General features: G+C 71.8%; 14 protein-coding genes. 8 read left to right on the top strand and 6 right to left on the bottom strand.

From position 1 onward, the window contains the following. Positions 1–2 precede the first annotated feature (2 nt). Positions 3–1,112 carry a serine/threonine-protein kinase gene (locus C6W10_RS26585; protein ID WP_107261500.1) on the bottom strand — a complete coding sequence of 370 codons (1,110 nt, stop codon included), beginning with the start codon at positions 1,110–1,112 and terminating at the stop codon, positions 3–5. A 176-nt stretch (positions 1,113–1,288) separates the two neighbouring features. On the opposite strand from C6W10_RS26585, the gene C6W10_RS26580 reads away from it, so the two are divergent. Both C6W10_RS26580 and C6W10_RS26575 read left to right on the top strand, forming a co-directional pair. After that, positions 1,289–2,020, top strand: coding sequence for a histidine phosphatase family protein (locus C6W10_RS26580; protein ID WP_107261498.1), 732 nt, complete (start codon positions 1,289–1,291; stop codon positions 2,018–2,020). Then, entirely contained in the window at positions 2,004–2,873 is an 870-nt protein-coding gene (locus C6W10_RS26575; RefSeq protein WP_107261496.1) for an NAD(P)H-hydrate dehydratase, read from the top strand. Before C6W10_RS26580 ends, C6W10_RS26575 begins: the two co-directional genes overlap by 17 nt. 186 nt (positions 2,874–3,059) lie before the next feature. Here C6W10_RS26575 and C6W10_RS26570 read toward each other — a convergent pair whose 3' ends face one another. From C6W10_RS26570 to C6W10_RS26560, 3 genes are all read right to left on the bottom strand, one after another. After that, positions 3,060–3,653: a hypothetical protein gene (locus C6W10_RS26570; protein ID WP_159104759.1), complete on the bottom strand. Its 594-nt coding sequence runs from the start codon at positions 3,651–3,653 to the stop codon at positions 3,060–3,062. A 109-nt stretch (positions 3,654–3,762) separates the two neighbouring features. Beyond that, positions 3,763–3,957 carry a DUF397 domain-containing protein gene (locus tag C6W10_RS26565; RefSeq protein WP_107261492.1) on the bottom strand — a complete coding sequence of 65 codons (195 nt, stop codon included), beginning with the start codon at positions 3,955–3,957 and terminating at the stop codon, positions 3,763–3,765. Next, entirely contained in the window at positions 3,954–4,751 is a 798-nt protein-coding gene (locus C6W10_RS26560; protein ID WP_107261490.1) for a helix-turn-helix transcriptional regulator, read from the bottom strand. Before C6W10_RS26560 ends, C6W10_RS26565 begins: the two co-directional genes overlap by 4 nt. Before the next feature lie 742 nt (positions 4,752–5,493). Here C6W10_RS26560 and C6W10_RS26555 point away from each other — a divergent pair. Together C6W10_RS26555 and C6W10_RS26550 are read left to right on the top strand one after the other, a co-directional pair. Further along, a complete protein-coding gene (locus tag C6W10_RS26555) occupies positions 5,494–6,138 on the top strand; it encodes a hypothetical protein (RefSeq protein WP_107261488.1) in 645 nt (214 codons plus the stop codon). Between the two features lie 51 nt (positions 6,139–6,189). Further along, positions 6,190–6,642, top strand: a complete 453-nt coding sequence (locus C6W10_RS26550) for an HIT family protein (RefSeq protein WP_107261486.1) — start codon at positions 6,190–6,192, stop codon at positions 6,640–6,642. A gap of 51 nt (positions 6,643–6,693) precedes the next feature. Here the strand turns inward: C6W10_RS26550 and C6W10_RS26545 are convergent, their stop codons facing one another. Continuing rightward, complete coding sequence (locus tag C6W10_RS26545) at positions 6,694–7,230, bottom strand: AAA family ATPase (RefSeq protein ID WP_234359188.1); 537 nt, start codon at positions 7,228–7,230, stop codon at positions 6,694–6,696. 100 nt (positions 7,231–7,330) lie between these two features. Between C6W10_RS26545 and C6W10_RS26540 the strand changes: the two genes are divergently transcribed. From C6W10_RS26540 to C6W10_RS26530, 3 genes are all read left to right on the top strand, one after another. Then, positions 7,331–7,876, top strand: a complete 546-nt coding sequence (locus C6W10_RS26540; RefSeq protein WP_107261484.1) for a hypothetical protein — start codon at positions 7,331–7,333, stop codon at positions 7,874–7,876. Positions 7,877–8,003: 127 nt separating this feature from the next. Further along, positions 8,004–8,852: an SDR family oxidoreductase gene (locus C6W10_RS26535; RefSeq protein ID WP_107261482.1), complete on the top strand. Its 849-nt coding sequence runs from the start codon at positions 8,004–8,006 to the stop codon at positions 8,850–8,852. A 28-nt stretch (positions 8,853–8,880) separates the two neighbouring features. Continuing rightward, the gene (locus C6W10_RS26530; RefSeq protein ID WP_101367209.1) at positions 8,881–9,204 is read left to right on the top strand and encodes a plasmid stabilization protein; all 324 of its coding nucleotides are present in this window, start codon (positions 8,881–8,883) and stop codon (positions 9,202–9,204) included. A gap of 68 nt (positions 9,205–9,272) precedes the next feature. Here C6W10_RS26530 and C6W10_RS26525 read toward each other — a convergent pair whose 3' ends face one another. Next, positions 9,273–10,538 carry an MFS transporter gene (locus C6W10_RS26525; protein ID WP_234361438.1) on the bottom strand — a complete coding sequence of 422 codons (1,266 nt, stop codon included), beginning with the start codon at positions 10,536–10,538 and terminating at the stop codon, positions 9,273–9,275. 462 nt (positions 10,539–11,000) lie between these two features. Between C6W10_RS26525 and tuf the strand changes: the two genes are divergently transcribed. Then, the gene (tuf, locus tag C6W10_RS26520) at positions 11,001–12,188 is read left to right on the top strand and encodes an elongation factor Tu (RefSeq protein WP_107261478.1); all 1,188 of its coding nucleotides are present in this window, start codon (positions 11,001–11,003) and stop codon (positions 12,186–12,188) included. Positions 12,189–12,190: the final 2 nt, after the last annotated feature.

Genomic DNA, 12,190 nt, shown 5'->3' with positions numbered 1-12,190 from the left:
TCTCAGGCGCGGTGCCGACCCGGGCGCGCGACCTGCGGTTCGGACGGCACCGGAGCCGGTACCGAGCGCGCCGGATGCGGCACGTCGCCAGCCGGGTCGGGTACGCCGTTGTGCTCGGGTCCGCCGTCGTGGTCGGGTCGGCCGGTGGGTGGTGGCGGCGGGAACGGATCGACGGCCGCTGGCAGGGTCACCTCGTCCAGCGCCGGATCGTCGTCCGACACCGGCCGTCGAGGTGCCGCGACATCCGGACGGAACGGTGGCGGCAGGACGCCGACCGGGACGTACACCTGCGCCTCCACCGCCTCGGCCAGCAGCAGCGCCATGGCGACACTCGCCGGCCGGTCGGCCGGATCGGCACTCAGGCAGCGCAGACACAGCTCGGCCAGGTCGGCGGGGAGGCCGTCGACCGGCGGTAGTGGATCCGGAGCCCGGTAGACGTGCGCGAACGGTCGGTCCGGTTCCGCGCGTACCGGCCACGGCAGCCGTCCGACCAGGGTGAGGTAGAGCAGCACGCCGACGGCGTACACGTCGGTGGCCGGACTGACGCCGACCCCGTTGAGCCGCTCCGGGGCGACGAACGCCGGGGTGCCCACCAGCTCGCCCCCGGTCAGCAGGTCACGCTCGCCGATCAGTGCCGCGATGCCGAAGTCGAGGACCTTCACCCCCGACGGGGTGAGCACGATATTGGCCGGCTTGACGTCCCGGTGCACGATGCCGCTCAGGTGGGCCGTGGCCAGCGCGGCGCCCACCTCGGCGCAGACCCGCACCGCGATCCGCCAGTCCAGCGCCCCGGACCGCAGATGCACCGCCAGCGTCTTGCCCTCCACCAGCTCCATCACGATGTACGGCGCCGGCCGGCCGTCCGGCAGGTGCGCCAGGCCGAAGTCGTGCACGCTGGCGATGTTGGGATGAGCCAGCCGGGCCGCCGCGCGGGCCTCCGTCCGGGCCTGGTCCGCGATCGCCCGGCCGGCCGCCGGATCGGCGTACGGCAAGGTGATGATTTTGACCGCGACCGGCCGGTCGAGCACCTCGTCGTGGGCACGCCAGACCTCCGACATGCCCCCTGCCCCGATCCGCTGATCGAGGCGGTACCGCCCGTCCAACACCTGCATCGCGTGTCCCCGACACCTCTTCCCCGCCGCCGGTCCGGATCGACGACGGTCGGGAACAGCGCTACCCCGGTACGCCCGACGCAAAACGCGATCTTCGGCATAACGGCCGGTCAGCGAAGGGGCGACCAACCCCGGGCCCCGGTTATCGGCAACCTCGCGTGGGTAGGGGAAGCCGCATGGCGGAACTGGGTCACCTGTGGGTCGTCCGGCACGGGGAGAGCGTCGGCAACGTCGCCGCCTCCCGGGCCGAGGCGTCCGGCGTCGAGTCGATCGACCTCACCGACCGGGACGCGGACGTACCCCTGTCGCCGCTCGGCCGGGAACAGGCCGAGGCGACCGGACGGTGGCTGGCCGGCCTGCCGGAGCGGACCCGGCCCGAGGTGGCGGTCGTCTCGCCGTACCGGCGGACCAGGCAGACCGCGGAGCTGGCGCTGGCCGGCACCGACGTACCGGTCAGTTACGACGAGCGGTTGCGGGACCGGGAGCTGGGCATCCTGGACCTGTTGACCAGCCACGGCGCGCGGGCCCGCTACCCGGACGAGATAGCCCGTCGGCGCCGGTTGGGCAAGTTCTACTATCGGCCACCCGGGGGCGAGTCGTGGGCCGACGTGACCCTGCGGCTGCGCGCCCTCCTGGGTGACCTGCGCCGCGACCACGCCGGCCGGCGGGTCATCCTGTTCGGACACGAGGCGGTGGTCCTGCTGCTGCGCTACCTCGTGGAGGGGCTGGACGAGGCGGGCCTGATGGAGGTGACCCGCTCCGCCACGGTGGCGAACTGCTCGGTCACCGGATGGGCCGACGACGGCAGCGGATCACTGCGGCTCGACGTCTTCAACGACGTCGCGCACCTGGAGCGCCAGAGCACCCCACCGACCGAAGAGGACGACATCAGTGCCGAACCGGTCTGAACCCAAGGTGATCACCCCGGGGCTGTTGCGCGACTGGGCGCTGCCGGTCCCGGAGGGCGGCAAGGACGCCCGCGGCACGGTACTGGTGGTCGGCGGCTCCCGGTTCACCCCCGGCGCGGTACTGCTCGCCGGGATCGCCGCGCTGCGTGCCGGTGCCGGGGTACTGCAACTCGCCGTCGCCGAGTCCACCGCAGCGGTGCTCAGCATCGAGGTGCCGGAGGCACTGGTCATCGGTCTCGGCGAGACCGGTGACGGGGCGGTCGCCGGCCGGGTGGACGACCGGCTGGCCGAACTGGCCGGCGAGGCCCAGGCGATCGTCGTGGGACCGGGCCTCAACGACGTCGAGGAAACCCTCGTGCTGCTGCGGGCGCTGCTCGATGTCACCAATCCGGAGACCGCGCTGGTGGTCGACGCCTACGCCCTCGGGGCGCTGAGCCACGAACCGGAACTGCTCGCCGGACGGAACCGCCCGGCGGTGCTCACCCCCAACCTGACCGAGGCCGCCCACCTGCTCGGCCGCGAACCCGGCCGGGACGTGGACGCGGAGGCGGTGGCGGTGGCCCGCCGGTACGACTGCGTGGTGTCCCTGCACGGGCACATCGCCACCCCGGACGGCCAGGTGTGGCGGGAGGAGAGCGGCGACACCGGTCTCGGCACCTCGGGCAGCGGCGACGTGCTGGCCGGTATCCTGGCCGGCTTGTTGTCCCGGGGCGCCGAGCCGGCTCAGGCCGCCTGCTGGTCCGCCTGGGTCCACGCGGTGAGCGGGCAGCGGTTGGCCCCCCGGTACGGCCGGCTCGGTTATCTGGCCCGGGAACTGCTGGACGAGGTGCCGCACACCCTCGCCCAGATCTGACTCGCACCACCCGGTGCCCCTCGGCCGTCGCCGACGACACGGCTGCCCCGGCGACCAAGCTGCCCCGGCGACCGCGGCTGCCCCGGCGACCGCCGGGGTGAGAGTGCCCAGACACGAAGGTGACTGTGAGGCACCAAGGTGACTGTCAGGCACCCTGCTCGATCGGGTCCTCCCGGCCCGCGCCGGCTAGCCCAGCTCCCGACACCCTCTGGTCTGGTCGTCACCTGGCGCGCACAAGGTGATGCGCCACGGCATCGAGAACTCGTAGCGATGGTCACCGGATGTGTAGTGCAGGATCAGTTTCTCGGCAGCGGCGGAGTCGGGGCCGACCATCCGTACCCGAAGTAGCAGTGCGGCCCTGGCCTCAGCCGGGCTCTTGCCAGCCGGGTCGGCCACGCAGGCGGTGCTCCGCTCAAGGACGGTCGAACCGTGGGACAGCGGAATGCTGGTGCCGGAGGCCGAGCCGTCGACGGGTGCGAGTGCGAAGCCCTCGACCCGGAACTCCCCTGTGGACATTTCGGGTCGGATCTCGGTGACGGTCACCCGGCCCGGACGGTCGAGGCAGACCGAGGCGACGCCGTTCGTGCTGGCGTCGTAGGCGGTGTCCGGTGTGGTGTCGTGAAAGATCTTGCCCGCGCCGGTGAAGGAGCCGGGCACGACGATGCGGGCGTCGTTCGGGTCGCCCCCGGCCGGGGTGCTCGATGCCTGGGGGAGTTCGAGCGCGTCGTCGCGATGACTGTCGCAGGCGCCGGAGAACAGGACCAGCACGAGCGCCGCCACGACCGGGTACGCCACCTTGCGCCGATGTGCCATCACGGCGGAAGCGTGCCACAGCGGGCCCCGACGTGGTTGCCGGGGCCGCTGCCGCGTCGCGTTACGAGGTACCGACTCAGGTGGCGGGCCGGTGCTGCTTGGCGAGGTCCACGAAGGCCCGCCAGCGGGCCGGTCCGAAGGCGAGCGTGCCGCCGTCGCGGTCCTTGGTGTCGCGTACGAGCACGATGCCGGGCAGGTTGTCCGCCACCTCCACGCAGGACCCGCCGTTCGAGCCGGAGCGGGTCGACTTACGCCAGTTGGCGCCGGTCATGTCCATTCCTTCGCCGCCTCCCTGATCAGTTCGAGCGATTGGGGCCTCGGGAGCGCTTCGTTGCGGATCGCCTCCCAGGTGCCCTGGAGGGTGGCGAGATCTTCCGCCCGGTCGACGATCTGAGCCCGCACTTGGTGATCGAGGTGCGACACGACGGACTGGTCCGGCAGCGTCGCCAGGATGAAGCCTCCCTGAAGCCCAGGGTAGAGCCCGACCTCTTTCGGTACCACGAGGATTTGCACCTGCGGCATCTCCGCGACGTTTGCGAGGTGCTGGAGCTGCTGCACCATGACGCCCGGCTCGCCACGCACGGACCGCCGAAGGACCATGGCGTCGATGACGAAGACGAACTGGGCGGGGTTTTCCACGGTGAGGACCGCCTGTCGCTCCAACCGGGCTTGAGCGCGCTGCTCGATCTGCTCGGGCGTAAGGTGCATACCGGCCATCGTGGCTCGGGCGTACGACTCGGTCTGGAGGAGGCCGGGTACGAAGGCCGGCTCGTACCAGCGGAGGAGGCGGGCGAGGCGCTCGAACTCGATCCAGTCGCGCAGCCAGGCCGGGGTGCTGTCCAGTTTGGCGAGTTTCTTGAGCATCCGGCTGAACGTACCGCCGGTCTGGAAAGCCTGATCGATCTTCTCCACGTATTCGTCGGTCGGCGGGCGCTGGCCGGTTTCCACCGAACTCACGTGTGATCCGGAATAGCCGATCTTGCGGCCGAACTCTTCCTGACTGAGCCGCTGCTCAGCACGAAACAGCCTAAGCTCGGCGAGGACGTATTCCGTGACGAGTCCCATCGATAATCCCACCTCTGCTCACTGCCGGACACGCGTTCCACAAAATCGCTCGCCTGCCGCTCTGACCTGCACGGATGCCGCGAGCGCGTATCGACCGTAGTGCACTCCACAGCAGAGTGTCACTAGCGGAACCGCTCGGAATTCAAATGGCATGGTGACCGGCCGGGCGGAACCTGCGGGGGCCATCTCTCTTCCCCCGTACAGAGATGGCCCCCTTCCAACTCGGAAGGAGACACGATGCGGAAAGTACGTCGGCTCCGGCCCGTCCCACTCGTATTCCGGCACCGCGTCGACTGGCGCCGGCCGTGGCTCTGGCTGTGGTGCCGGTGCGGGCGGCGATGGGCGACGTGCCCGTACCGGGGACTTGCGGTTCTGCTGCCGCAGACGGTCCCGATCCCCGACCTGCCGCCCCAACTCGCGATGCCGGCCGTCCCGCCGACACCCGACCCGCTACCGTCGGGCCCGTCGACGCCGCCGCGTGGGCGCAACCAGCACCGGCGCTCGAACCCGGAGTACCCGACCCACCGGCTCGGGCCGGCGCGGGTGGACGGCGGTCGCGTCGGCGCCGGGGTGTGGAGATGACGGATCCGGAACGGCCGGTCCGCCCGCACCGCTGACGCCGTCACCCGCGACGGCGGCCGGTGTGGTCGTCCTGACCGATCCTCCCTAACCTCAGTTGAGCAGGGCGGACATCCGAAAACAAGACTGGAATTCGGCCCGGAACGGGCACACGATTCTGGGCATGCGATGGGACCCTTTCAGCACCCTGCGGCGGGCACTCTGGATCGGTGGCGGCCAGTGGGCCGGCAAGTCGACGGTGGCCGGAATCCTCGCCGAGCGCTACGGCCTGACGCACTACCACTACGACTACCACGACGCGCGCGGGCACGACGATCGCCGGATGATGAGCCGGATCCGGCGCGGTGAACCGCCGGAACGGGACTGGGAGGCGGTCTGGGTCCGCACGACGCCGGAGGAGATGGCCCGGCAGGTACTTGTGGAGTTCGCCGAGCGGTTCGAGTGGGTGCAGGACGACCTGCGGGCGCTCGTCTCACCCCGGCCGCTGCTCGCCGAGGGCTGGGGACTGCGCCCCGACCTGGTCGCGCCGGTCGCCGGGTCGACCCGGCAGATGGTGGTGATGGTGCCGACCGAGGAGTTCCGGCAGCGGCAGCTTGACCGGCTACCCCGGGCCGGCCGCCTCGGCCACCAGGTCAGCGACCCCGAACTCGGGCAGCGGAACCGGGTCCAGCGGGACCGGCTGCTCGCCGAGGACGCCGTGCGCGGCGCCCGGCGGCTGGGCATCCGGGTGATCGAGGTCGACGGCAGCCGGGACGCCGAAGGGGTCGCGGAACTGGTGGCCGAGCACTTCGCGCCGTTCCTGCCCTAGCCCCGTCACCGGAGGGTCGCGGCGGCGGGCGGCGCGGAGCAGGATGGGACGATGACCGGGGACTGCTACTCCTGCCGGCAAGAGGAGAACCTCGCCACCGCGCCGCCCGCCGAGCGGCTGCACCTCACCGGGTACTGGCGTACCGCGCACGCGTTCAACTCCAGCCTGCCCGGCTGGCTGATCGTGCTGCCCCGGCGGCACGTCACGTCGATCGCCGAGCTGACCCCCGCCGAGGCCGCCGAGCTGGGGCCGCTGCTCCACCGGCTCAGCACCGCCCTGCACGAGGCCGTACGCTGCGAGAAGACCTACGTCATGCAGTTCGCCGAGGCGGCGGGTTTCGGGCATGTGCACTTCCACCTCGTACCCCGGATGCCGGACCTTCCGCCGGAACATCGCGGGCCGCGGGTCTTCCACTACCTCACCCGGCCGGAGAGCGAGTGGCTGACGGCCGAGCGGCGCGACGAGGTCGCCGCCGCCGTCGCCGAGCGCCTGCGGGCGGGATGACCGGGCACGACGGACGGTGCGGCGTCCGGGGTGACGGCGGCAGCGCCCGGGTCAGGATGCCGGCCCGGGTGACGCGTCGACGAGCAGCCGGCGGGCGGCGGCGCGGGACCTGATCCGGACGAAGGTCAGGTGACGCCAGGCCGGATCGGTCGAGGCCGCGAGATAGCGCGTCCGGTAGAGCGAGTGCCGCTGCCAGGCCCAGACGATCACCGACTCGTCCGGATCGGTGGCGAAGAAGTTGCGCCAGCGTTCCCGGTTGCCGTTCCACAGCTCGACCCGGAGTGCCGCCCGGCGGAACGTGCGCCAGACGACCTGCCGCATCACCGTGTGCCGGCCGGGGTCGACCCAGAGGACGGTGTCGGCGCGCCGCCACACCAGATCCCGGACCGCCGAGTAGTTGCCGTCCACCACCCAGCCGCCGGTCGCGGTGAGCGTGTCGACCCGGGCCCGGAACTCGGCGGCGGGCAACGGCCGCCAGCCGGGCTGGTGGTGGATGGCGTCGAGTTCGACGTACGGCACGCCGAGCCGGGCGGCCAACGCCCTGGCCAGGGTGCTCTTGCCCGAACCCGAGTTACCGACCACCGACACCCGCCGCACAACCTCCGACCCTAGCCCGAGAGCGCCACCCGGGTATCCCGGGACGGGGTGGCGGGCGGCGTCCACAATGTGAGCGATCATCGGAGGCACCATGGAGATCGAACCGGACCTGCCGGTCGTACCGGATCTGGGGCCGGTCTGGCTGCTGGACGTCGACGGTGTGATCAACGCCCGCAGCCCGCAGTGGGGCCGGGCGCCCCGCCGGGCCGACGTCTGGTCCCACGCCGACCGGTGCGAGTACCCGATGCGCTGGGCCGGCGCGCTCGTCGACCGGATCCGCCGGCTGCACGAGTCCGGGGTGGTCGAGGTGCGCTGGTGCAGCACCTGGTGCCCGGAGGCGGACCTGTTGGAGCGGCTGTGGCGGCTGCCGGTGCTGGACCGGGCGCTCCTCTGCGATCCGGTGCCGGCCGGCGAGCTGGGCTGGCCGGTCAAGCTGGCCGCCGCGCACGCGGTGCTGGCGGCCGGTCGTACCCTCGTCTGGACCGACGACGAGGCGATCCCCGACCGGGACAGGTTGTTGGACCGGGCGGTGGCCCGGGGCCACGCCCTGCTGATCGCGCCCGACCCGGGGCGAGGGCTCCGCCCCGCCGATTTGGACGCGATCGAGACGTTCGCCTGGCGACACGCCATCCCCTGAGGGCTGCTGAACCGTCGTCCCCGGGTTTACCGGGTGCCGGGTATGGGGACATTTGGCACTGTCGGCCGCGCGCGAGGATCCGCCGGCCGCCGTCCCAGCACCCGAGGAGCACCCGAGGAGCGACCCGATGCCCGACGAGCAGCATGCCGAACCGCAGCAGCAGCCACCCGGCACCCTCGACAACATGCGTTCCAAGCCCGACCACGGCGAGGACTCCTACCGGGGCAGCGGCCGGTTGACCGGCAAGAAGGCGCTGATCACCGGTGGGGACAGCGGCATCGGCCGGGCCGTCGCCATCGCGTACGCCCGGGAGGGCGCCGACGTGCTGATCTCGTACCTGAACGAGCACGACGACGCCCGGGAAACCGCGAAGTTCGTCGAGGACGAGGGCCGCAAGGCCGTACTCGTCGCCGGGGACGTCGGCGATCCGGCGGTGTGCCGCGCGCTGGTGGACCGGGCGGTCGAGGAGTTCGGCCGAATCGACGTACTGGTCAACAACGCCGCCTACCAGATGACCCACGAAACCATCGAAGAGGTCACCGACGAGGAGTGGCAACACACCTTCGACGTCAACATCACGGCGATGTTCCGGCTGGTCCAGGCGGCCCTGCCGCACCTCGGCGAGAACGCGTCGATCATCAACACCAGTTCGATCAACTACGACACGCCGCGCCCGACGCTGCTGCCGTACGCGACCACCAAGGGCGCGATCGCGAACTTCACCGCCGGACTGGCCCAGATGCTCGGCGAGCGGGGAATCCGGGTCAACGGTGTCGCGCCCGGCCCGATCTGGACCCCGCTGATCCCGTCCACCATGCCACCGGACCACGTCGAGAAGTTCGGCAAGAACACCCCGCTCGGCCGCCCCGGCCAGCCGAAGGAGGTCGCCCCGGCGTACGTGCTGCTCGCCTCGGACGAGGCCAGCTACATCTCCGGCGCGATCATCCCGGTCACCGGCGGCAAGCCCATCCTCTGATCATCCTCCCCCCGAAAGGAGTTCCGTCATGCCCGCAGGGTCGAGTCCGAAGCGGGAACGCCAGTACAAGCACATCAAGGCCAGCGCGAAGAAGCGCGGCGAGTCGACCGAGCGCGCCGAGGAGATCGCCGCCCGGACGGTGAACAAGGAACGCGCCCGGGCCGGCGAGTCGAAGACCGCCAGCCGCTCGTCGATCAAGGATGTCTCCTCCGGGCACCGGGGCGGCAAGCGGTCGCACACCGGCGCCCAGGGGCGTACCAAGGAACAGCTCTACAACGAGGCGAAGAAGCGCAACATCAAGGGCCGGTCGAGCATGTCCAAGGCCCAGTTGGAGAAGGCGCTCGCCCGCTGAGAGACCCGCGCGACGGTACGGCTGCCACGACCGCCGTACCGTCGCGGGTCAACGCCCGGCCGCCGCGATCAGTCCCGAACCGGTTCGTTGATCAGCACGGCCGATGCGGCGACGCGGGCCACCCGGCGTTCCCGGGGCGGACCGGCGAGCAGGTGGCCGGCGACCGCGAGCAGGCCGAGCCCGCCGACCGCCAGCCAGTGGCCGTCGCCGAGATACTGCAAGCTCACCCCGCCGACCGCCGGGGCGACGAAGGCCGCGGCCGGGAAGGTGAGGAAGAAGACCGCCTGGTAGCGGCCACGCAGCCGGGGTGGCGCCAACTCGGCGTTGATCTCCGCGTTCGGCGGTGCCGCGAGCATCGCGCCGACCGTCCAGACCAGCGCCGCCAGCAGGTACCCGGGCAGCCCGTCGGCGACGGCCAGTCCGGCGTACCCGAAGGCGGCCAGGCCCAGCGCGGTGGCCAGCACCCGGTGCTTGCGGCGACCGTCGATCAGCCGGGGCACGAAGAGCTGACCGATCACGATGAACAGTCCGCCGAGCGCCACGACCAGCCCGTACGCCGACGAGCTGAGGCCGTCGGCGCGCATCGCCAGCGGCATCACCGTCGAGTTCTGTGCGGTGATCACGGCGTGCGCGAAGGTCAGCGCGACGAAGGCCAGGAAGATCCGGTCGGTGAGCGGGGTGCGTAGCCCGGCCCGGCGGACCGGCGGGCTTTCCCCGGCACCGGCTGACGCCCCCGGCACCGCCCGGACCAGGGTCTCCGGCACCTTCCAGGCGATGATGACCGTGGTGGTGAGGGTGGCCGCCGCGTCGACCAGGAAGAGCGCCAGATAACTCGCCTCGGCGAGCAGCCCGGCCAGCGCCGACGCGCCCGCCATGCCGAGGTTGAACGCCCAGAACTGGAGGTTGAACGCGCGGGAGCGGCGGGGTGCCGGCACCACGTCGACGATCGCGGCGACGAAGGCGGGGCCCGGCATCGAGTGGGCGATCCCGACCAGCGCGGCGAGCAGGGCGATCGCCGGCAGGCTCGTCACCACCGCCATGGTCGCCATCAGCGCCGACGCGGCCAGGTGCGACCAGAGCAGGGTGCGGCGCCGTCCCCAGCGGTCGGCGAGTACGCCGCCGAGCAGGACCCCGGCCACCCCGCCGAGCCCGTACGCCCCGACCACCAGACCGGCGAGCGCGTCGCTGGCCCCGCGCGCGTCGGTGAGGTAGAGCGGCAGGAAGAGCATCGCGAACGCGCCGACCCGGTTGATCAGCAGCCCCGACCAGAGGTACCAGAAGACCGCCGGCAGCCCGCCGGCCGTGTCACGCCACCACGCCCCTGCGGCCCGCACCCGTCCTCCGTAAGGTTTATTTCCAGTACTCGACCGCTGTCGACCGTAGAGACCCCCCACCCCCTCCGCCAGGGTGTCCCTTCTCACTGCTCGGGGGCTGGTAGTCGCCCCGACCCACCCCCGGGAATATCGCTCGCGCACGGGGATGTTGGGGGTTAGCGTGATCGTCATGTTCGGCGCGGCTGGGTTCGGGTGGCCCGCAGGGTTCGTCCTGCTGGGTCCCGCCGCCGTGTGCGTGACGTCGGCGCGGTCGCACCAGCCTGGCCGGCTGGATAGCGGCGCGCGAGGCTGACCCTCCTCCCGCACCAGCAGAACCCACGGAGGAGGGTGGCCCGGATTCCCGGTGCCGCCCTTTCTGGGCGCACCGGATGCGCGGTTCTGGCGCGGTTCTTCCCTCTCGCGGTCTGGCACCCGCCCGCGTTCGTCGCCCGCCGACCCCGACTCTCCAATGAGGACAGTCTCATGGCCAAGAGCCAGTTCGTACGCACCAAGCCGCACCTCAACATCGGCACGATGGGACACGTCGACCACGGCAAGACCACGCTGACCGCCGCGATCACCAAGGTGCTCGCCGACCGGGACCCGTCGGTCAACCGGTTCGTCGCCTTCGACGGCATCGACCGGGCGCCGGAGGAGGTCGCCCGGGGCATCACCATCACCATCGCGCACGTCGAGTACGAGACCGCCACCCGGCACTACGCGCACGTCGACATGCCCGGCCACGCCGACTACGTGAAGAACATGATCACGGGGGCGGCGCAGGTGGACGGGGCGATCCTGGTCGTCTCGGCGCTCGACGGCGCGATGCCGCAGACCCGGGAGCACGTGCTGCTCGCCCAACGGGTCGGCGTGCCGTACCTGGTGGTGGCGCTGAACAAGGCGGACGCGGTCACCGACCCCGAACTGCTCGACCTGGTCGAGCTGGAGGTACGGGAGCTGGTCAGCGAGTACGGCTTCCCCGGCGACGAGGTACCGGTGGTGCGGGTCTCCGCGCTGCGGGCCCTCGAAGGCGACCCGGCCTGGGTCGGGTCCATCGCCGAGCTGCTCGACGCGGTCGACCGGTACGTCCCGGTGCCGCCGCGCGAACTCGACCGGCCGTTCCTGATGCCGATCGAGAACGTGCTGACCATCTCCGGCCGGGGGACCGTGGTCACCGGAGCGGTCGAGCGCGGCTCGTTGCGCGCCGGTGACCCGGTCGAGGTGGTCGGGCTCGCCCCGACCCTGTCGACCGTGGCGATCGGGCTGGAGACCTTCGGCAGGTCGCTGGACTCGGCGCAGGCCGGTGACAACGCGGCCGTACTGCTGCGCGGGGTCAAGCGCGACCAGGTGCAGCGGGGGCAGGTGGTGGCCCTGCCGGGCAGCGTCACGCCGCACCGCCGGTTCACCGCCCAGCTCTACGCGCTGACCACCGCCGAAGGCGGTCGGCGTACCCCGTTCCACGCCAACTACCGGCCGCAGTTCTACTTCCGGACCACCGACGTGGTCGGCGCGGTGGACCTGGGCGAACTGCCCCAGGTCGCCCCCGGTGACACCGTGACGATCACGGTCGAGCTGGGCAAGCCGATCGCGATGGACGTCGGGCTCGGCTTCGCCGTCCGGGAGGGCGGCCGGACGGTCGCCGCCGGCACGGTGACCGCCCTGCTCGACTAGGG

Source organism: Plantactinospora sp. BB1 (assembly GCF_003030385.1).
GTDB lineage: Bacteria > Actinomycetota > Actinomycetes > Mycobacteriales > Micromonosporaceae > Plantactinospora.
Note: the sequence above shows the minus strand (reverse complement) of the source record. Positions and strands in the feature narration are given on the sequence as shown.